Genomic DNA, 22530 nt, shown 5'->3' with positions numbered 1-22530 from the left:
AATGTGCAAACCAAAACACAGCAAGTAAACAAGTATTACTTAAAAACGAAACGCATGTTTTTGGGCATGCAGGGGACAGATGGTCTTCTTTACAAGCTCTTGATCTACGGACTCTTGGTAGGAATCGGATTCGTGTACCTCTATCCGCTTCTCTACATGGGTGTGTACAGCTTTAAAAGTTTGGACGATCTGTTGAATCCGCTCGTGAACTGGATTCCAACACAGTTTTATACCGGAAACTATGAGCAGGCGAACAAAGTTCTGAACTTCTTCTCAACATTGATGGAAACGTTGTATGTGACCGTTCTTCCTGCCTTGGCACAGACTGCTGTTGCAGCAGTAGTCGGATACGGACTCGCTCGTTTTGATTTTCGCGGTAAAAAGATCATGTTCGTTCTCGTGCTCGCAACGTTTATCATCCCGCCGCAGGTGACGCTCATTCCAAGATACATCTTCTTTAATGAGCTGAACATCCTCGGTAGTTTGAGTGCGTTCTTGCTTCCGGCAACGTTTGGACAAGGATTGAACAGCGCGATTTTTATCCTGATCTTTTATCAGTTTTTTAGAGCTGTGCCAAAAGCTTTGGAAGAAGCAGCTCAGCTTGACGGAGCAGGACATTTTCGAATCTTTTTCACGATCGCCTTACCGATGGCATTGCCTGCAATCATCATCTCATTTTTGTTCTCTTTCGTTTGGTATTGGAACGAAACGTATCTGGCGGCGATCTATTTTGGAGATGCGTTAACCACATTACCGCTGCAGCTGCAAAAGTTCGTTGCGACGTATCAGCAGATGTTCCCAGCTGAGATGGGAGTGTCGGGCGGTAACCAGTTGAACGAAGGAATCAAGATGGCAGGAACGGTCCTGTCGATTCTTCCTCTATTGATCGTGTACTTTATCACGCAGCGCTGGTTTGTTGAAGGTGTGGACCGTTCGGGGATTACTGGGGAGTAAGGATTGGTGCAGGTGGTTGATTTCCGTTTCAGGTGCTCGCTTTCCGCGGGGCAGGCGGTGAGCCCCTTGCCGCTTTGCGCCGTTAAGGGTCTCACCTGACCGCTTGTCCCGCAGGAGTCTCGCACCTTGCACTCCAATCAACTTAGCAATGAAGTACAATCTCAAAACCTATTCAAAAATCCACGATCTTTTATTAAAAATTAAGTAAGAGATGAGAGGGGAATAACGATGGATACACAGAAACTATTAAACCTTGAAGCAAAAGGATGCTTTGATTTCTTTTGGAACGAAGCAAACACAGATAAAAACAGCCCAGGATACGGGTTGATCCTGGATCAGTCGGCGAATAAAAAAGTAGCAAGTATCGCATCAAACGGGTTCGGATTAACGGCAATCATCATCGGAATCGAGCGCGGCTGGATCACGAAAGAAGAAGGCTATGTGCGTACGAAAGGAACGCTTGAAACATTCTTAAATAACGTGGAACACGCGAGCGGCTTCTTTTATCATTTCTTAAACATGGAGACGGCAAAGAAAAACGAAGAGTGGTACGACTGTGCGTCGATCATCGATACGGGAATCTTCCTATGTGGTGCCGTTACATCTGCTGAATACTTTGGCGGAGAGATCGCAGAGCTATTCGAGAAAATTTACGCGCGCATCGACTGGAACGTGTATTATGATGAGCCGGTCAACCAGTTCTACATGGGCTACAACCCGGAAACGGGCGGCTTCCACCATTGGGATATGTACGCGGAGCAGATGATGACTTATGTGCTTGGCGTGGCATCTCCAACACATCCGGTTCCAGCAAAAATCTATGACGGCTTCGAGCGCAGAAAAGGGACATACAAAGATTATGAGTACATTCACGCGCCAGGAAACGCCATGTTTGTTCACCAATATTCGCATGCTTTCATCGATTTTAGAAACATCGTCGACGGAGACGGAATCAACTGGTACGAGAACTCGGTAAAAGCATCCCTTGCGAACCGTGCATTTTGTAAAGAAAAATCGAGTGAGTTCAAGACGTATCACGAGAACGCATGGGGCTTAACGGCTTGCGCTAGTCCGACTGGCTACCGTGTTCCAGGTGCTCCTCCTTATTATGAAGGTTGTGAGCCTGAACTTGAGGGTACAATCGCACCAACGGGAGCAGCGGGATCAATCGTGTTCACACCAGAAGAGTCGATCGCGGCAATGAAGTACTTTTATGAAGAGCATCCACAGCTTTGGGGTGAGTATGGGTTCCAAGATTCTTATAATCTGGATGTCACGCCAGCTTGGTATTCAGACCATGTAATCGGTATTGATAAGGGAATCACGCTTCTAATGATTGAAAACTATCAATCTGGTCTCGTGTGGGATCTGTTTATGAAAAACAAGTATGTGAAACAAGGTGCAGACCTGTTAGGTTGGAAAAAGACTGAAGGAAGTCCTGTAAAATGATTGAAATCAAGAACAAACAGATCATCATCGACGGCAAGCCCGTTTTGATCACGTGCGGTGAAATTCATTATTACCGTCTTGATAAAAGCGATTGGCAAGACCGTTTGAACAAGCTAAAAGAAACAGGTTGTAACGCCGTGGCTACTTATGTGCCATGGCTTTGGCATGAGCCGGTAGAAGGACAGTTTGATTTTACAGGTACAACGCGTCCTGAGACAGACCTTGCCGGGTTCATCGACCTTTGTACAGAAAATGGCTTTTATTTCTTCGTTCGTCCCGGCCCGTTCATCATGGCCGAGATGAAAAACGAAGGACTGCCATATTGGGTCTACGAAAAGCATCCTGAGATCATTCCGGTAGGCTGGGACGAGAGCGAACCGACTACACCAACCGTGGATTATCTTGCGCCAGGATTTTTACAAGAAGTTCGTAAGTATTATGAAAAAGTGATGGAAGTGGTTACGCCACGCATCTATCCGAACGGCGGTAAAATCATCGCGTTTCAGCTTGATAACGAGATCGGCATGCTTTCTTGGGTGAGCAACACGCCAGACTTAACAGACAACGTGCTGAACGATTTCTCAAATTGGTTGAGCGAACGATACGGTGATAATGTTTCTGACCGCTATCCGTTTTCGTTACAAGAGAGTGCTGAGCGAAATGCTGCATTCCGTTCTCCGAAAGAAGCGTATGCGGCACAGCTGTTAAAAGATCTTGGCTATTACATGCGCTACCGCTTCGCTAAATATATCGCGATCTTAAGAGAGTACGCGGAAGAGTTCGGCGTGAGGGACATTCCATTCGTCGTCAACATTCACGGAACAGGCGGAGGACGTGGGTTTACGTATCCGATCGGGATCAGCCAGCTGTATGAAACGTATAACCAAGGACCTGGATACATCTCGGGCTCTGATATTTATTTTGGCGACCTTGACATGAAAACGTTCCAAGACCTCTACATCATCAACGGTCTGATGGAAGCCGTTCATAACGAGGATCAGCCGTTAACGTCTGTGGAGTTTAACTGTGGTGACGGAAATTTTGGTGAGACACTAGGCGAGCGCTATGATCCATCAGCTGCAGATTTTAAGTTTAGAATGTGTCTTGCTCAAGGAAACCGACTCATCAACTATTATCTATTTGCTGGCGGTAAAAATGCGAGACTACATACGCTTGTTGACGATGGGAACGATCGCATCGCCTCAACAGGTGAGCGTCATGGTTTCGCAGCGCCAATCGGTCCAGAAGGCGACTACAACTATACGTTTCCGCGTATGTCACGCGTGAACCAAAGTGTGATGGCGGTGAGTGATAAACTCGCGCGTATGAACGAAGAAAGAGATGAAGTATCATTCGCGTTCATCCCGGATTATTATATGACCGAATATCGTTATCCGAAGAGTGAAGTGATGCGTGAGATTCTATCAAACATTGAGGCGAACCGCGGTGCCGGCGCTTGGGAGATTATGGGCCGTGCGATGTTGCTTAACGGTTATCGTTTTACAGCGGTTGATGTGCAGAACAAACCACTTGATGTGACGAAAACCCCTGTACTCGCGTTGCCGTCCGCACGCTATATGGACAGTGCGATTCAGGAGAAGCTCGTAAACTATTTGAACTCGGGCGGGAGTATTCTGCTATACGGTGAGGTTCCTCTTTTTGATATGGAAGGGAAGGACTGTACACTGTTAGCGGAAGCACTTGGTGTTACGTATAAAGGGATCAGCCGTGATGGTCACGGAAACTACCTTTCTATCTATGGAGACAACTGGGCTTCAGCTCAGCCAGAGATTCGTTCAGGCTTCGTGCAGCGTTTTGAAGTTGGACCAGAAGTAACTCCAATTTTCAGAGTGTACGGATCGGATGATGTGTGTGGCTTTGAGTCTGAAGTGGGGAATGGACGCGCGATCGTGATCGCGAGCTTCTATCGCTGTGATCTGCCTTTCTTTAAAACAGCGCTTGAACGATTAGGAAGTCATGTGAAACTCACGCATGATTGTCCACATCATGGCATCTTTATGACATCGACGGTTAATGCAGAAGGTGAGCGTTTCCTTCATCTGCTGAACCTAGACGGATTTGATAAAGAATTCTATGTTTATGAAGATGGGGTAGCGTTGTTGGGTACCAGGAAGCTGTTGCTTCAAAGCAAAGACGGTGTGATGCTGCCTATGAATCTCTCAATTGGACGTGTGAAAATTGCTTATGCGACAGCTGAAATTACCGGTGTGAGTGCAGACTATATCGATTTCCGCCTAACTCAGGTGGAAGATGTGATCGCGTTTGAACGTGGAACGAAGATTTTACAGAGTGCTGATTATGTGATTGAAGAAAATGATGAGTTGACGCTCGTTCGCAGCAAGAAACATGCGAAAGTGGATGATGCGTTGCGAGTTTTGGTGGGATAGTAAGGGAGACTGCTCTTTGTGAGCGGTCTTTTCTTTATGTTTGAAGTCAGTCTTTGGTCGCTCGAGCGAAAAGGAAGGTGGTTGGAGCGAAACGCATTGTTGTTTGAGCGAAAACAGAGATTTACTGAGCGAAACGAAGGATGTATTGAGCGAAAAGAGCCCACGTCTGCGCGAACGTGTAATCAATATAAAAACACGTACCGTAAAACCCACAAAAAAGGACTGCTCAATCCCAGAGCAGTCCTTCCTATACCTATATTATTTTACCAACCTAAACGGAACACTCGCCACATCATGGCTGTTTTTTCCGATGAACATCGTGAACTTACCTGCATCACTCTTGAACTCAAGGTTCTCGTGGTGATAGCGAAGCATTTCTTCTGTGATCTCGAATGTAACTTCCTCGGACGCACCTGGTTCAAGAACAATCTTCTTATAACCTTTTAACTCTTTCACAGGACGAACAACATCACCCGCAATATCACGGATATATAGCTGAACAAGCTCTTCACCAGCAACATCGCCCGTATTCGTAACAGTGACAGAAGCTGTAATCACATCATCCTCCGTTAACACTTCACCCGACAACTTCACATCGTCATATTTGAACTCTGTATAGCTCAACCCGAAACCGAACGGGAATAGAGGCTCGTTCGGAATGTCCAGATAATGAGACAGATAGCGCTCTTTATTTTCTGGAGTCGGCTGTGGACGACCTGTGTTGAAGTGGTTGTAATAAACCGGCACCTGACCAACTGAATACGGGAACGACATCGATAAACGACCAGATGGATTCACGTCTCCGAATAAAAGATCAGCAATCGCAGCACCCGCTTCAGTACCCGGATACCACGCTTCTAATACAGCATCCACTTGATCTGCTACACCATGCAAGTCAAGCGGGCGACCGTTAAAGAGTACCGTCACAATCGGCTTACCTAACTTTTTCATTTCTTGAATCAGTTGAAGCTGAGGCTCAGGCAAACGAATGTCAGCACGACATCCCGCTTCACCACTCATGAATGATGCTTCACCAAGTGCGAGCACGATCACGTCCGCATCACTACCAACACGAGCCGCTTTTTCCAATTGATCTGCTGTTACAGACTCAACCTCACAACCGTCCGCAACGGTTAATAAAGAAGGATCAGCCAACTTGTTTAACAATCCTGTATCCACTTTTACCACATCATCATAAGCACCTTGCCAAGACCAAGGTCCCATTAGGTCGCCATTTGTAGCGAACGGGCCGATGAGTGCTATCTTTTGTGTTGGTTGAAGGGGAAGAACGCCGCCTTCATTTTTTAAAAGTACACAAGACTTAGCAGCAAGTTCACGAGCTACATCACGGTGCTCATTACACAGAATCACTTCTTCCGCACGCTTCTCATCAGCACCACGGTACGGATCTTCAAAAAGTCCGAGCTTCTGCTTCAACGTCAGAATACGTTCTACCGACTCATCAACGAGAGATTCTGATAACTTGCCGCTTTCCACAAGCTCTTTCACATGGTCGACGTAGCACGTTGTCATCATCTCAATGTCAACACCAGCTGTCAGTGCTTTGTATGCCGCTTCTGCTTCGTCTTCAGCCACACCGTGCGGAAGCTGTTCTTTTACAGCACCCCAGTCCGAGATGATCACACCGTCAAAGCCCCACTCGTCACGAAGCAGGTCGCGCATCAGCTTTTTGTTTGCCGTTGCGGGAATTCCGTCAACTGTGTTGAACGCTGTCATCACCATCTCACAGCCTTCATCAAGCGCGGCTTTATAAGCCGGCAGGTAAGACTCACGAAGCTGACGCTCAGACATGTTCACCGTATTGTAATCGCGTCCGCCTTCAGGAGCACCATATGCCGCAAAGTGCTTCACGCAAGCTGCTACACGGTCTTTGTCGTTCGTGAGATCTGTTCCTTGAAAACCACGAACGAACGCACGAGCGAACTCACTGTTCAAGAAACCATCTTCACCTGTTGATTCCATCACACGGCCCCAGCGCGGGTCACGAACAAGGTCGACCATTGGTGCGAACGTTACGTGAACACCAGAAACAGATGCTTCTTTTGCTGCGATCTCTGCACTTTTTTCAGCTAGGTCCATATCCCATGAACAACCGATCGCAAGAGGTACCGGAAAGATTGTCTTAAAACCATGTACGATATCAGCCATCATCAATAAAGGAATGCCATGACGGTTTTCTTTTAAATGTGCTTCTTGAATGTTGCGCGTTTCACGAGCTCCTGATCCACCAAGAACAGATCCTGTATTACGGATCACGTCATCCGTAATCCCCATCTCCTGCATAGGACCCGTGATGAATCCTTGATCAGATGAACCTTTAAAGAAAGGCGTAGCCAACTGAACCAACTGCGCGATCTTTTCTTCGAGTGTCATGTCTTGAATGATATGTTGCACGTTTTGCTTAAGCATAAAGAAAACCTCCTGGATATCGTTTAGTGTAAGTGGTCTGATACAATCGAAACGTTTCGATAAACCTGATAATAAAAATTATAAGCGCTTTCATTTTGAGAGTCAATGAAAAATCGAAACGATTCACTAGATTTAAGTCGTTATTTAATCATTGAACTTTTATAGTCAACTTCTTAAGGTATAAAGGTATGATTTATAGCGTAGTGTTACTTCCAAAAGATTTCTTCCTTAACAAATAATAGATAATTTTTTTACAAGTGATAGATTTCCAGCATTCATTTCGTATTACATAGTAGGTACCAATAACCAGCAGGAGGGGTGTACGATTGAAAGTCACAGAAAAGAATGTTGTACAACAACTAATAAACAAGAATGAATATGCAATTTCTTTTATGATCCAACAGTACGGTGGTTTACTCACAGCGATCATCAAGCGTCATGTGAACAATCAGCAACAAGATTATGAAGAATGCTTAGACGATGTGTTGCTATCGGTGTGGGACAATATTCATTCCTTTGATCCTACGAAAAATACGTTCAAACAATGGATTGCCGCTGTTGCGAAATATAAAGCCATTGATTATCAGAGGAAGCAGATTTCTCTTCAAAAACAGCAATTCTCAGTAGCGGAATTTCATGATTCCATCCTACCGACGCAAAAGCCACAAGAAGAGAGCCTTGTTCATGAGTTGCTTCAACAATTGCCTCCAAATGAACGGAGAATTTTTCAAAAGTACTATTTAGAAGGAAACACATCAAGTGAGATCGCTCATGAATATAACGAGCGAGAGTCTTGGGTGTATAACAAGCTATCCAGAGGACGTAAGAAACTAAAAGGCTTTTTGTTTCACAATAACGAAGCATGAGGAGTGGGGATATGACGATCTATCAAAAATTAAATGAACTCGATATGGATTTAGAACAATACGAAGAGCAAGACCTTTCTCATTTTGAAAAAAAGCAATGGGAGAAGCGTGTACGAAAGAAAGTCAAAAAACAAAGTCCGTCAAAGGGTAGAAAATTTCTAGGTGTAGCAGCGGCCATGCTCTTAGCAACAGGAATATCACTGAGTACTGGAATCGTCTCTATAGCAAATATGCCGTTTGTAGGCGAGACGATCGAAAAGTATTTGAATCAAAACGAGAGTCTTGACTTTTCTTCCTATAAAACAGCGATCGGACAAACAGCTGAAAACGAGAAGGGGAAGTTGACGTTGAACGAAGTGATGATTGACGGAGGACGATTACTCATAAGTTCGACTTATGAACCAGCAGACGGAATCGACTTTCATCATAAGATGCACCCTATGCCCAAAGTGAAGATGGACGGAAAAGATTTAACATCGAGTACAGGCGGCCAGTCGATTGAACTAAACAATTCCATGTTTACGGTTTATAACGAAGTTCAATTAAAAGAGATACCGATGGGGGAGAAGATTCAGTTTCATATTGAGTACGATCGCTTAGATCTAGAATTGAAGATGAATCAGCCGTGGGTATTTGATATTGAAGTCGCAACTGAAAAGTTAGCAGCGAATAGCAAAACAATTACGCTTGACCAAGATATACAACTTCAGAACGGACGCTCCATAAAACTCGAAAAAATGATCGTGACTCCAATCTCCACAGTGCTGTATTATGACTGGCCAGGCGAAGAGAATCACATTGCTTTTAAACTTGTAAGTGAATCTGGAAAGGAAATCTTGCCTGACACGGTTTCTGTGACACCGGAAGAATCTTATAATCGATTTAGCGCGATCGATCTGGAATCGGAGAAATATGTTGCAGTACCTTTTGAACACTCAGAAAATCCTGGTGCAGATAAGCCGGGGCGTATACCAGAGCTATCTGTTCCTATAAACTAAGCTTAAAAGCAAAAAACACTTGGTGACGATCCCAAGTGTTTTTTGCTATCATCACTCTTATTTCACTAAATCACTCAATTTACCGTTTCGTTTCTCTCTTTCACTTTCATCCGCAAGGTCATACTTTTTCAAAAGATGAAACACTTCATTTAAGTAGGTCTGATCACTATCATCAGATAAAGAGTCGCCAACCTCCATCACGAGTTCACGCGGCATAAAAGCGGATTGTTCGGCTAGCTTCTGCTTTACATCTTCTAACGTGTGGTCGATCGTACATTTGCCCATCTATAATCAGTCTCCCTCTGTATCCTATTGAAAAAATCGTATCATAACTCTCCGCAGAAGTGGAAGAATAGTGTCTTTCCTGTGATTCATGTTACGCTATGAAGGATATAAAAATAGTGGAGGTGTTAAACATGCGTTTAAAAGGTAAAAAAGTGTTAAGTCTCGTGCATCATGATTTTGAGGATTTAGAACTGTGGTATCCGATTTTGCGCTTGCGTGAAGAAGGAGCGATCGTGGAACTAGTTGGAGAGAAAGCAGGAGAGACGTACATCGGAAAGTACGGTGTTCCGGCTGACGCAGATTATGCGTTTGGTGATGTGAACGCAGAAGATTACGATGCGATCTTAGTTCCTGGTGGCTGGGCACCAGACAAGCTGCGCCGTTTTCCAGAAGTGATCGAGATGGTTCAGCATATGGAGAATAACAAAAAGCCGATCGGCCAGATCTGTCATGCCGGCTGGGTTCTTGTTTCAGCCAAAGTGTTAGAAGGAAAGAAAGTAACAAGTACACCAGGTATCAAGGATGACATGGAAAACGCAGGCGCAACGTGGATCGATGAACCTGTCGTTGTTGACGGTCACCTCGTATCTAGCCGACGTCCGCCAGATCTGCCAGATTATATGCGTGAGTTTGTAGCGGTTTTGGAGAAAAAGTAGAGTTTGTTATCAAATGAAGCATCCGATTGTTCGCGAATCGGGTGTTTTTTTTGTGAAAGTTAGCGTGTTCAGGTGATTAAGAACGATTTACAGGTGAAACATGGTTGTATACAGATGCTCGTACATCAATCACAGGTGATAACTAGTGCATCACAAGTGAGAAAACAAGCGATTTATCGGTGAACTTGTAACAAAATAAAAAAACATGTACCGCAAGCTTCAAACATTTGTTTAACTTTAACAGCAGAAAACAATCATGATTTTTTGATAAAATAAGACTAAAGGAAGTGATTAAAAATGAGCGACAAACAACTATTAGAACAAATTCTAGAACTGACTAAACAAAATCAACAAGGCATTTTAGAACTAAAGGATGATGTGGCAGACTTGAAGGTTAGAGTAACAAATATCGAAAAACAATGCTCTGCAAAAACGACTTAAAATACTATGAGTATAAAATTGCTGAACATGACCGCGAAATTTTCCAACTGAAGGAAAGCCAGAACTAATCCTCTAAAAATAAACACACATTTTTACCCCACTCAATCGGGTACACAATTTCATAAGAATAAAAAGGACCCGGTTCACTAACGACCGTGTTTTTACATGACTCCAATAACTCTAATCCCAATAACATAATATAACCGAGTTCCCAATATCCATTCTTCTCTATACACTACTAACACATATTCCTTGACAGTTAGGAGTGAAAGACATGCCATCCAAAGACGACTTCATCAAACAAGAAGGCACGGAGTTCCCTGGCAAAACATACGTGGAACACTTGCTGCGCCCGGTATTCAACGACCAAAGAGACTATCTTTTTAAACATATGTTTAACATTCACCGCGCACATGTTGTGATGCTATCTGAGCAAGATATCATAAAAAAATGTGATGCTGCAAAAATACTCCAAGGAGTGGAAACCATAGCCAATATCGACCCGCAAACTCTAACCTACGACCCACAATTCGAAGACTTATTTTTCATGATCGAACACAAAATGAGTGAAGAGATCGGACCCGATCTTGCGGGTAGTATGCATATGGCGCGAAGCCGAAACGACATGGGAATCGCCATGTACCGTCTTGTGCTCCGAGAACACATCCTCCCACTCACAGAAAGCGCGCTTTTACTCGCAACAGCTCTTCTAGAAAAGATTGAGAAACACGCCGAAACTGTCATGACCGCCTATACCCACACCCAACCCGCACAGCCAACAACCCTCGGCCACTACTTAATCGCTGTGCTAGACATCCTTTTACGAGATATTGAACGTCTTCAATCTGCGTACGAAACGGTGAACTGTTCACCGATGGGAGCGGCAGCACTCTCCACAACGAGTTTTCCAATCGACCGCAATAGAGTTTGTGAACTGCTCGGTTTCTCGAAACTTATCGAGAACTCATACGACGCAGTTGCTGGTGCGGATTATTTGATAGAAACAGCGACTGCCGTGTTATCGTTGATGACGAACAGCGGGCGTTGGATTGAAGACTTCCTTCAGCTCGTTACCCGTGAACTTGGCATCATAAAAGTGGCAGATCCATACGTGCAGATTAGCTCAATCATGCCTCAAAAACGAAATCCGGTTTCCATTGAGCATTCGCGAGCCATTGCCAGTTCATCAGCAGGAGAAGCACTCGCGGCAATCCATATGATCCACAACACACCGTTTGGCGATATCGTGGATACGGAGGACGATCTTCAGCCACATTTATATAGAAGTTATGAAAAAGCAAACCGGGTGATGCACCTCATGCATTCGGTCATCCGAACGATGGAAGTGAATAAAGATCAAGCACTCGCTCGTGCACAAACATCTTGTATCACGATTACAGAGCTTGCGGACTTTTTATCAAAAGAAAAAGGCGTACCGTTTCGAGGAGCTCACAAAATAGCGAGCACGATAGCGAAAAAGTGCTCATCGGAAAAGTTAGAGCTAAATGAACTGCCACTTCAAACGGTTCATCAAATATTATCCTCTCATCATCAACATCTATCTCTTACCCAAAAAGAGTGGGAAGGCATCATTTGCCCTATTCAATTTGTGAAAAGGCGCAGCATTCAGGGTGGACAGAATCCGGATGAGGTGAGGAGAATGGCTGGAGAAAGAAATCTGGTAATTCAACAAGTAAGAGCTAGAATCGAAGGGGAATATAGTAGACTTAAAAATATGGATAACGAGTTAAGAAAATTAATAAGTAAAATAGTAGAGGATTCTTTATAAGTCTTATTTCAGTAGCTTTTATGAGTCATTTTTATTTTTAATCCTATGTTATAGTTATAAATGTATTATGATTATTAGGTGGTTATTAATGAAAAAAATATTGCTATATTGGCTCCCAGTTTTTCTATGGATGGGAATTATCTTCTATGCCAGTTCTCAACCCTATGAAAAGCAAGATTTGCGACCAACAATCTCAGCTAATTTAGATTTAACTATCATTGAGACGCTGTTCTCCTCAGTGGAATTGCATTACGCTGGTGATGAGATTAGTGTTAAAGCTCTGGGAGCTGCTCATTTTCTTGAATTCTTTATAAGAAAAGCAGCACACTTTTTCACTTATTTTGTATTAGGTTTTTTAATGTACCGTGCCTTGAACCATTATTTATTAAACAACCGTTTAACATGGCTGATCGCCTGGTTCATGACTATTTCATATGCAATCTCAGACGAGATTCATCAAGGCTTTACACCAAATCGATCTCCACATATAGAGGATGTAATGATCGATGCGACTGGTGGGTTGTTTGGTATTTTATTAGCAACAATTATCTATAAAAAATACCGTACAAAAAGAATTTAATTTAGTGCTACAATAAAAGAAAATAGAACGCAGGTGATAACATGCAAATGCCAATGACGATGCAATCAAATCTAGTGACGACTGGGAAAGAAAAACGTGTTGAAGGTAATATGTTTGAAATTTCTTTAGAAGGCTACAAGCTGTTTATTTTAGATCACCCTGTACCAGTGCAAAAAAAAGAAAACAGCTCTCCGGTTGGAAAAGCTGTGATAAAAGAAGTGACGTGGAAAGCAGAATCCACACACCTTCTCTATGAACTAATTGATCTACATGGCGTGAATTAATTAGAAGGAACTCACAGTGAGTTCCTTCGTTTAGTTTTTATACGTAATCGCCTGAGACCCCATCTGTGTCCATGCCTCTCTAAATTCAGTAAGAGACAATTTCCGGTTTTTCTCCTTACTCAGCGGATCATTCACATAAACGTGTTCACGATCATAGCCCGTAATGACCACCGAATGTTCTTTCCACGTAATTTCTACTTTGCCTGACGGTGTATTCCAAGTTCGAAATTCACTTTCCGGTAATGCACGGAAATCTGCATTGATGATTACCCATACAGGCTTGCCATTCTTTATCTTCCCTAGTACGTCATCAAAGCTGCTTCCACTCAAATCTTCTATTCTGCCAGGCAAGTACTTTTCCGCAAGATCAGCCGCCGGGCCATGATATACGCCATACCCCATCTTATCAAACGTATAAATATCCCCAACAAACCCATCGTTTGGATTGCCATAATAATAGGTTCCATTCTCATTTTTATACGGCGTGTTTTCTTTTTTAATCTTTTCCGCCAGTTCCATTTTTCCAACTTCTACTCCTGCATGTTGTAGAAGCATCGCTAGTGAAGTTACTTCGCAGCCTCGATCAAGTTCAGGCATTTGTTGGATTAACGGTACATCGTTAATTAAAGTTACCCCTTTTTTGTCGGTAATGCTTTCTTTCTTACTTTGAACATTATTATGCTCTGTTTTAATTTCCTCTTCTTTTATTTGTAAGAAGCCGATAAGACAACCTGTAATAAAAACTGAGAGTAAAATAAATAAAATTGTTTTCAAGATGTACTCCTTACGGTTAGTTTTATCATTATAATAACAAACACTTTAACATTTAAATATGTTTGTCATGCGATTGCTTTATTTGCTACAAAAATTGCACATTTCTTCTTCATAAATAAAGGATATTGTCGATAAAAACAGAAATGGAGATAGTAAAATTAGTAAAAGGAGGAAGAAATGGAAAATAAAAAGTTAGTTAAACGCTTTGTCATGACTTCGACTTTTGCTGGAGCATTTTTGGCAGCACCTGTAATTGGTGAGGCAGCTCTTGGAGATCAAACGTTAAAGCAAGGCATTACTCACCAGGATGTACAAGAACTTCAGTCACTTTTAAAGAATAAAGGTTTTTTTAATTATCACGAAACAACGACGTACTTTGGTCCTGTAACAAGAAAAGCTGTAATGGACTTTCAACGAGAGAACGGGCTTGTAGTTGATGGGATCGTTGGCAAAAATACATACAGCAAGTTATTAGAAAAATCTTATCAAGAAGGACCTTCTCCCACAAAGCCTTCTGTTTCAGAATCAAAACAGCCTGTTTCAACGCAACCAGAAAAAGTTCTTAAACTAAATTCAACGGGTAAAGAGGTAAAGCTACTTCAAGAAGACCTCAAACTTCTTGGCTTTTTCACATTTTACAAAACGACAGAATTTTACGGAACAATTACAACAGAAGCAGTTCGAAAATTTCAAATTAGTCAAAAGTTGAAAGTAACAGGAGTGGCGGATGCAACCACGATTGACCGTATAAAAAAGCAAACTGAGATTAAAAAAAATCCAACTACTCCAGCACCACCTCAAACAACACCAAGTCCGTCTGCACCTGTACCTTCACCAACCGATACTATTCAGCTGAAATTCGGCAGTAAAGGACCAGAAGTAATACAGCTTCAAACACGACTTAAAAATCTGGGTTATTTTAAATATTCCATGATTACGGATTATTTTGGTACTATAACCGAAGAAAGTGTTGAAAAGTTTCAAAGAGCAAATGGCCTAGCAGTAACAGGGGTCGTGACGACAACAGTGTTAAATAAAATGACTGAAGTAGAAAAAAAACAGGGACAACAACCTGTTTCTACCCGTAATCAAATTACGATTAGCGTAATTGCTAATGCCTCAGAGCTTATGGGAATACCCTATCAATGGGGAGGAACGACTACTAAAGGCTTTGATTGTAGCGGATTCATTCAGTATGTGTTTGCTAAGGAAGGCATCTCACTTCCAAGAACAACTGCTCAGATGTGGAATTCTACTACACCTGTTTCACAGCCTGAGGTGGGTGATCTTGTATTTTTTGAAACATATACCAAGGGACCTTCGCACCTAGGAATCTATATCGGTAACAATCAATTTGTACATAGTGGATCGAGTACAGGTGTAACTGTAAGCAACCTCAATCTAGCGTATTGGCAAAATATTTACCTTGGGGCTAAACGTGTAAACTATTAAAATAGCTATAAAAAAATCTTCTGATCCGTCAGAAGGTTTTTTCTTTATCAGCAAACTATCAGGTGTTTATCAGTCATATATTGCCAACTATTTTGTTATAATAAATGAGTGTTTATGAAAATATTAGTTGAGAAGGAGATATGTTTTGAAGAATATATTTAAACTTATTCTATTAACTGTCTTGTGCGTAGGGCTTTTATCAGCTTGTTCAGAGCCTCCAAAGCCAGAGAATACATTAGAAAAATATGTTAGTTATTGGGAAAAACAAGATTTTAAGAATATGTATAAGCTATTAGATACTAAATCTCAAGAAGCGATGTCTGAGAAAGATTTTGTTGAGCGCTATGAATCTATATATAGTGGAATAGAAGTTAGTAAGTTAGATGTGAAAATGAAAAAACAGAAAAAAGAAGATAATGATAACAGTGAGAGTGTTAATCTTCCTTATACATTAAAAATGGAAACGATTGGTGGTCCTATAACATTTACTCAAAATATGAAATTAAACCTTGAGGAGAAAAAGGATACTGAAGAGTGGGGCATTCAATGGAATACGTCTCATATCTTTCCCGACATGAAAAAAGGTGATCGTGTTTCTGCATCTTCCATATCTCCTAAAAGAGGGCAGATTTTAGATAGCGAAGGCAAGGCGCTTGCTGTAAATGGTGTGGCAGCAGAAATTATTATTGTCCCTGAAAAACTGCCACAAGATAAGGCGAAAACGCTGGAACCATTATCTAAAATACTTGGAATGACAACAGAAGAGATACAAAAGCAGTTAGATCAGCCATGGGTAAAACAAGACCAAGCCGTTCCGATTAAAAAAATTTCAGTAGATGATCCGAAACTAAAAGATACTATTGCTCTAGAAGGCGTAGATTACCAAAAGAAATCTACTCGTCTTTATCCTTTAAAAGAAGCTGCGGCACATCTTACAGGTTATATTGCACCTGTTTCAGCTGAGGATATGGAAAAGTTACAGGGAAAAGGCTATTCAGCACAAGATTGGATTGGTAAGGCAGGCCTTGAACAAGTTTATGAAGAACAATTGCGTGGCAAGAGTGGCGGAATTATAAAAATTATGGATAGTAAAGGTGAAGAAAAATCTATACTTGCACAAACTGAAGTTGAAAATGGAAAAGATGTAAAAACAACGATCAATAGCAGGGTCCAACTATCCATCTATAATCAGATTAAAGCTGACGTTGGAACATCATCGGCTATCCATCCAAAAACAGGTGATGTACTAGCATTAGTGAATAGTCCATCATATGACCCTAATCAATTTACGTTGGGATTAACCAAGACATTAAGACAAAAATGGGCAGACGATCCAAAGCAGCCCATGTTGAACCGCTTCAAATATGTTTATGCACCAGGTTCAACGCTTAAGCCTTTAACAGCTGCGATCGGACTTGAAAATGGAACACTTAATCCTAATGAAGAAATGAAAGTATCAGGTAAAACGTGGCAAAAAGATAAAGAAGCTTGGGGTAATTATAAAGTGACAAGGGTAACGGATGTTCCTAGTGTGAATCTGGAAAAAGCACTCATCTACTCAGATAATATTTACTTTGCTCAAGCTGCGCTAAATCTAGGTGAAGATAAGTTTACGGAAGGCTTGAAGAAATTTGGATTTAGTGAAGAGGTGCCTGTTTCATTCCCGTTCACTGCATCTTCTATTGGAAAAGACGGAATGAGTGAAGGGCAGCTCGCTGATAGTGGCTTCGGTCAGGGGCAGATTCAAATGAGTGCGCTACATGTAGCCATGTCGTACACACCTTTCTTAAATGAAGGAAACTTGCTCGCGCCTCGGTTAGATATGTCAAAAGAATCGACTGTCTGGAAGGAAAGGGTAATTTCTTCAGATACAGCAAAAATGATAAATGATGACCTTGTACAGGTTGTAGCAAACAAAAACGGTACTGCTCATAACGATGCTTTTATGAAAGACTTACCGCTTGCTGGAAAGACAGGTACTGCAGAACTGAAAACAAGTCTGGACGATAAGAATGGGAAAGAATTGGGCTGGTTTGTCGGATATAATACCCAAGATCCATCACTTCTAGTTTCCATGATGATAGAAGATGTTAAGAAACGAAATGGCAGTCATTATGTAACACCAAAAGTAAAAAATGTATTTAAAGAAAATGTAAAATAAATTTCCTAAAACCTCCTTTAATGGGAGGTTTTATTTTATACTAATAATATTGTAGAAAAAAACAAAATGGGGTGAACTTTAACAGGGTCCATAATTAGTAGAATGTAAGATTCACTTTATAAATAATCAAGATGAAATAAATTAATTAAGGAGCAAACAATGAAAAAATTCATCAGTTTTTTACTTGTCATTATGGTTTTCTTTTCACAGATTAATATTGCAAAAGCAGACGTTACACAACAAGAAGAAATACTCATTATGTTTAACGAAAAAGTAAATCCGGCGATTGTGACCAATTCTGGAGGCAAGATTAAACATACGTTTAAACATCTGCCTTTGGTGTCAGCTGTTGTACCAGCTGGGAAAGTTGCTATTGTTAAAAACAACCCGAATGTTAAGTTTGTGCAAAGTAATACAGATACACAGGCCAATGCCCAAGTTACAGACTGGGGCATAAACAAAATAGTGACACAGAGAGCATGGAGTTCTGGTTATACAGGTAAAGGGATTAAAATCGCGATACTTGATACAGGGATCAATCCGCACAATGACCTCCAAATATCTGGAGGGGTGTCTTATAAGTCGTATACCAAATCTTATAATGATGATAATGGTCATGGCACACATATGGCTGGAATTATCGGTGCAAAAAACAATAGTTTTGGATCGGTAGGAGTAGCACCTGATGCCCTTCTTTATGCTGTAAAAGTACTAGATAAAGAAGGTAAAGGGGAGATTGATACTCTTATCAAAGGGATCGAATGGTCCATTACAAATAAAATGAATATCATTAATCTGAGTCTTTCACTTGAAGAACAAGTAGATTCACCAGCATTAAGAGCAGTATTAGATAAAGCATACAAAAGCGGAATCTTAATCGTAGGGGCCGCAGGTAATCATGGTAAATCTAACGGCAGCGGAGATACAGTAGAATACCCTGCGCGCTATAGTACGGTTATTGCCGTTTCTGCTACAGATTCAGGAAATAGACGGTTATCTAACTCCGCAACAGGGTCAACAATTGAGGTATCTGCACCTGGCGGCAATATATACAGTACGTATTTAAACAATGGTTATGCAAGAATGAGCGGTACATCTGTTGCTTCTTCTTTTGTATCTGGAAATTTAGCACTTCTAAAAGAACGCTATCCAGGATTATCTAATGCAGGCATTCGATCAAAATTACAACACCTCACATTTGATCTAGGAGCAGGCGGAAAAGATGCTGCCTTCGGATACGGATTGATTCAAGCACCATCCAATAAAGGAAAAGTGCAGCGGCTAGCAGGAAAGAATCGATTTGAAGTAGCAGTGAACGTTGCTGAAAAGGGATTTGCCTCTGATAACACGAGTAACACTTTAATCCTGGCAAACTATAATGCGTTTGCTGATGCTCTAGCTGCATCACCATTAGCATATAAGTACAACGCTCCTATTCTTTTAACCCAATCGGACCGATTAACTACTGAAACAAGAAATGAAATTAGCAAACTTAAGCCAGATGAAGTAATTATTGTTGGAGGAACAGGGAGTATCAACAACAATGTTTTAAACGAAGTGGACGGTCTTGTAAATAATGTTAGAAGAATTGCGGGTAAGGACCGGTTTGAAGTTTCTTATAATATTGCAAAAGAACTCAATGGTGCGACTACTGCCATCGTGGCAAACGGTTTGAATTTTCCTGATGCCTTAGCCATAGCTCCATATGCAGCAAAGCATAAGTTTCCAATACTGTTAACTGTACCTACTAGAATGCCTAATGAAACAAAAGCTGCTTTAGAAGGTATTCAAAATACAATTGTTGTAGGTGGACCAGCAAGCGTAAGTACAGGTGTTTATAGCCAACTTCCAAATCCGAAAAGAATCGGTGGAAAAGATAGATTTGAAGTTTCGACAAATATTATTAAAGAATTGAATCTATCAACTGATCAGGCATACTTAGCTACAGGATTAACATTTGCAGATGCTCTTACTGGTTCAGTGTTAGCAGGCAAGAATGATGCGCCTTTATTACTAACTGGAAAAGATAGACTGCCAGCTAGTGTTGCGACTATAGTAATAGAGAAAAAAATTCTTGATTTTACGATCTTAGGTGGGACAGGGTCTGTCGCAGAAAGTATTCAAACAATACTTGAGAATCAATAATTATTAATAAGCGACGACATAATTTAGCATAATGTTACAAAGATTACGTGAAAAATGACGGATATGTAATAAACATGTAATAATCTACCATGGTTAAATATGCTACCATTGTCTTAGGGCGATGGGGTCAAGGAAAAGGTAGAAACATACAATACATATCCGATTTTTTCTATATATTTCGAACTAATCTACTAAGCAACTTGAACCCAATTGGTTAAACGGAAACATAACATAATCAATTGGAGGTACATACATTCATGAAGAAGAAAGTTATGTCATTAGCATTAGCAGCAGGAGTTTTATTCTCATCAGGGGAACTGGTACATGCATCATTAGGTGATGATATTATAAACACAGGTGATAACTACTTAGGGACACCTTATAAATATGGATCTGCATTTGGCAACACGCGTACATTTGATTGTTCTTCTTTTACATCTTACGTATTTTCCAGACATGGAATTACGTTACCTAGAACAAGCAGTGGACAAGCCTCAACAGGTAAATATGTATCAAAAGCTAACCTTCAAAAAGGGGATCTAGTTTTTTACGATACTGATTTTAACGGATCGATCAACCACGTTGGAATTTACGCTGGAAATGGAAAAATGTTAAACGCACAGTCCAAAGGTGTAGCTTTTGCAGATGCTTTTTCTCCCTATTATTGGGGATCAAGATATGTAACGGCAAGACGTGTTATTAATGATAAAGTGGAAGCGGCGAAAGTAGTTGCAGCAGCACCAAAGCCAACAACGGTATATAATGCAGATGGATCAGCTGTAACTTCAGGGTCTGTACATAAGGTTCAAAGAGGAGAAACACTTTGGAGTATTAGTCGTAAATACAATACAACGGTTGCTAATATTCAAAAATTGAATCTAATAACATCTACCAATATTGCAATTGGTCAAGCATTAAAAGTGAGTGGACAATCTTCTGTTACTACTAAAACTGTGAGTGCTCCTCCAACAGCTAAGGTTGCTTCTTCATCTGTAACTACTTTTACAGTACAACCAGGCAATACACTTTGGGGAATTAGTCACAGCCACGGTATTACAGTAAAACAATTAATAGATAGCAATAATCTAAAATCAAACACAATTTATCCAGGACAAAAATTAGTAATTAGTAAGTAATGCTAGCATAGTTTGCTAAAAATAATCCCCCCTCTCAAACATTACTTTGAGAGGGGGTTATTTTATTACAATAGTTTTTGTGAAGTTCAATTCCAATTTACAAGTTGGAATTAACAAATGAAGTATTTAAACCTGTATTAAGTTATTTAATTCCATGAGTTAAATGTTACAATAGATACTCAGATAATTACAATTTAAGAAAATTTATGGGGGAGCAAGGATTGAAAAGTTTGTTTGCATTTTTTCATAAAAGTATTTTTATTATATTTATTTTAGTTTTTATAGTTATTCTAAGTCTCAATATATTTTTCAGCAGAGGATTTCATTCCACAGAATTACCAACTCCACCAGAATTTAATTTTATTACATTATTTGTTGGAGCGGCTTTAAGTACTGTTATTTACTTTTTTCGATTTAAAATTAATAGTTTAGCTGTAATTATTCCTTCAAAATATACTGTGCTTATTTTGTTGTTAATAAGTGTATCTCTTCAGTTATTAGCAGTTAAATTTTTAAGTGTTAATCCTTCGTGGGATTTTGGAGAGATATTTCGCAATTCACAAGTTCTTGTTAAGGGTGGAGAACTAAATGAATACTTTACTATGTATCCTAATAATATCTTTTTAGTATGTTTGTTAGCCATAGTAGGAAAAATTTTTACTTCATCACTTATTACTTATCAACTAATTAATATTTTCATTATTACGTTAAGCCAATATTTGATTTTCAGAATTTCATCTAAAGTTGTCGGGAAATCCTTAGGGATTCTATCATTACTGGTAAGCGTTTTTTACTTCCCATATATCTTTTATTCTCCAATCGTTTATACAGATACAATCTCGTTGTTATTTTTAATGCTTCCATTAAATATTCTAATAGCTTCAAATGGATCTTTTAAAGGTAATCCTACTGCAATAATTACAGCTTCTATACTTTTTTCTTTAGGTACACTCCTAAAAGGTTCTTTAATTATTTTTGTAATTGCGTATAGTTTAGTCATTTTTTTATTTTTTACTAAGTGGAAAAAATCTTGGTTTTTAGTTCCATTTCTCTCTTTTGCTGTTGTAAGCAATCTATTTAATTATACTATTTATGAAAATGGGATAATTGATCAGAAGAAAGTTGAGAAACTCAGTTTTCCTGTAACGCATTGGATAATGATGGGGCAAAACGAAGCTCGGTTTGGGAAATACGCTGCAGAAGATGTGGTTATGACAGATCAATTACTACATACTACAAGTCGAAAAAAAGTAGTGAATACTCATCTACAAGAGTTGTTAAAGAGAATTGAAGAAAAGGGGTGGCAAGGAAATCTGCACTATAATATAGAGAAGCTAAGTCATACTTGGACTGATGGTACTTACTACTCATTAAATAAATTAAAAAGAATTCCTTTTCATCCTGAGAATTATCAAAGGCTTATTGATTCTAACTCTGGTTATTTATTACAAAGTTATGCTCGAATTCAGCATCTATTTATCTTAGTAGGAATACTATTCTTTCTTTTAAGGGTAAGGCAAAAAAGTGAGTTTTTCACTTTTGCAATGTTATCTGTTATTGGCTTTTTCTTCTTTTTCATTCTTTGGGAAGCTAGATCGAGATATCTTGTCAGTTTAACGCCGTTATTGATAATCTGTAGTTGTGTAGGATACTCGGTACTTGATAAGAAAAGAATGAAAAAAAGCCAAAATACAAATGATGTTAATTTAGACATTTAGGAGT

General features: G+C 40.3%; 18 protein-coding genes. 15 read left to right on the top strand and 3 right to left on the bottom strand.

The features are described from left to right. Positions 1–3: 3 nt before the first annotated feature. The 3 genes from IHV11_RS13140 (at position 4) to IHV11_RS13130 (ending at position 4811) form a co-directional block, all read left to right on the top strand. Positions 4–954 (top strand): carbohydrate ABC transporter permease, encoded by a 951-nt coding sequence (locus tag IHV11_RS13140; protein ID WP_312035304.1) that lies wholly within the window; start codon positions 4–6, stop codon positions 952–954. Positions 955–1182: 228 nt separating this feature from the next. Then, a complete protein-coding gene (locus tag IHV11_RS13135) occupies positions 1183–2403 on the top strand; it encodes a glucoamylase family protein (RefSeq protein ID WP_197195072.1) in 1221 nt (406 codons plus the stop codon). After that, positions 2400–4811, top strand: coding sequence for a beta-galactosidase (locus IHV11_RS13130; protein ID WP_197195071.1), 2412 nt, complete (start codon positions 2400–2402; stop codon positions 4809–4811). The genes IHV11_RS13135 and IHV11_RS13130 overlap by 4 nt, the downstream gene beginning before the upstream one ends. A gap of 258 nt (positions 4812–5069) precedes the next feature. Here IHV11_RS13130 and bglX read toward each other — a convergent pair whose 3' ends face one another. Next, positions 5070–7241, bottom strand: a complete 2172-nt coding sequence (gene bglX, locus IHV11_RS13125; RefSeq protein WP_197195070.1) for a beta-glucosidase BglX — start codon at positions 7239–7241, stop codon at positions 5070–5072. Between the two features lie 326 nt (positions 7242–7567). Here bglX and IHV11_RS13120 point away from each other — a divergent pair, with 326 nt between their 5' ends. Both IHV11_RS13120 and IHV11_RS13115 read left to right on the top strand, forming a co-directional pair. Then, positions 7568–8107: a sigma-70 family RNA polymerase sigma factor gene (locus tag IHV11_RS13120; RefSeq protein WP_197195069.1), complete on the top strand. Its 540-nt coding sequence runs from the start codon at positions 7568–7570 to the stop codon at positions 8105–8107. 11 nt (positions 8108–8118) lie between these two features. After that, the gene (locus IHV11_RS13115) at positions 8119–9105 is read left to right on the top strand and encodes a DUF4179 domain-containing protein (RefSeq protein WP_197195068.1); all 987 of its coding nucleotides are present in this window, start codon (positions 8119–8121) and stop codon (positions 9103–9105) included. A gap of 57 nt (positions 9106–9162) precedes the next feature. Here the strand turns inward: IHV11_RS13115 and IHV11_RS13110 are convergent, their stop codons facing one another. Continuing rightward, the gene (locus IHV11_RS13110; RefSeq protein WP_197195067.1) at positions 9163–9390 is read right to left on the bottom strand and encodes a group-specific protein; all 228 of its coding nucleotides are present in this window, start codon (positions 9388–9390) and stop codon (positions 9163–9165) included. A gap of 131 nt (positions 9391–9521) precedes the next feature. Here IHV11_RS13110 and IHV11_RS13105 point away from each other — a divergent pair, with 131 nt between their 5' ends. From IHV11_RS13105 to IHV11_RS13085, 5 genes are all read left to right on the top strand, one after another. Beyond that, positions 9522–10046, top strand: a complete 525-nt coding sequence (locus IHV11_RS13105; RefSeq protein ID WP_197195066.1) for a type 1 glutamine amidotransferase domain-containing protein — start codon at positions 9522–9524, stop codon at positions 10044–10046. A gap of 297 nt (positions 10047–10343) precedes the next feature. Beyond that, positions 10344–10487, top strand: a complete 144-nt coding sequence (locus IHV11_RS13100; RefSeq protein WP_197195065.1) for a hypothetical protein — start codon at positions 10344–10346, stop codon at positions 10485–10487. 274 nt (positions 10488–10761) lie between these two features. Beyond that, entirely contained in the window at positions 10762–12276 is a 1515-nt protein-coding gene (argH, locus tag IHV11_RS13095) for an argininosuccinate lyase (protein WP_197195064.1), read from the top strand. A gap of 88 nt (positions 12277–12364) precedes the next feature. Then, on the top strand, positions 12365–12856 hold the full coding sequence (locus IHV11_RS13090) for a VanZ family protein (RefSeq protein WP_197195063.1): 492 nt from the start codon (positions 12365–12367) through the stop codon (positions 12854–12856). A 41-nt stretch (positions 12857–12897) separates the two neighbouring features. Continuing rightward, on the top strand, positions 12898–13140 hold the full coding sequence (locus tag IHV11_RS13085; RefSeq protein ID WP_191752587.1) for a DUF2584 family protein: 243 nt from the start codon (positions 12898–12900) through the stop codon (positions 13138–13140). Positions 13141–13170: 30 nt separating this feature from the next. Here the strand turns inward: IHV11_RS13085 and IHV11_RS13080 are convergent, their stop codons facing one another. Then, on the bottom strand, positions 13171–13914 hold the full coding sequence (locus IHV11_RS13080; protein ID WP_231620337.1) for a C39 family peptidase: 744 nt from the start codon (positions 13912–13914) through the stop codon (positions 13171–13173). Positions 13915–14091: 177 nt separating this feature from the next. Here IHV11_RS13080 and IHV11_RS13075 point away from each other — a divergent pair, with 177 nt between their 5' ends. From IHV11_RS13075 to IHV11_RS13055, 5 genes are all read left to right on the top strand, one after another. Then, entirely contained in the window at positions 14092–15366 is a 1275-nt protein-coding gene (locus IHV11_RS13075; RefSeq protein ID WP_197195062.1) for a peptidoglycan-binding protein, read from the top strand. Positions 15367–15511: 145 nt separating this feature from the next. After that, positions 15512–17527 (top strand): penicillin-binding transpeptidase domain-containing protein, encoded by a 2016-nt coding sequence (locus IHV11_RS13070; RefSeq protein ID WP_197195061.1) that lies wholly within the window; start codon positions 15512–15514, stop codon positions 17525–17527. Positions 17528–17686: 159 nt separating this feature from the next. Beyond that, a complete protein-coding gene (locus IHV11_RS13065; RefSeq protein ID WP_197195060.1) occupies positions 17687–19672 on the top strand; it encodes a cell wall-binding repeat-containing protein in 1986 nt (661 codons plus the stop codon). A gap of 257 nt (positions 19673–19929) precedes the next feature. After that, entirely contained in the window at positions 19930–20808 is an 879-nt protein-coding gene (locus IHV11_RS13060; RefSeq protein ID WP_197195059.1) for a C40 family peptidase, read from the top strand. A 221-nt stretch (positions 20809–21029) separates the two neighbouring features. Continuing rightward, positions 21030–22526 (top strand): glycosyltransferase family 39 protein, encoded by a 1497-nt coding sequence (locus tag IHV11_RS13055; protein WP_197195058.1) that lies wholly within the window; start codon positions 21030–21032, stop codon positions 22524–22526. Positions 22527–22530: the final 4 nt, after the last annotated feature.

The organism is Fictibacillus sp. 26RED30 (assembly GCF_015903845.1).
GTDB classification, from domain to species: domain Bacteria; phylum Bacillota; class Bacilli; order Bacillales; family Fictibacillaceae; genus Fictibacillus; species Fictibacillus phosphorivorans.
This window is presented reverse-complemented; position numbering and strand designations above follow the sequence as displayed.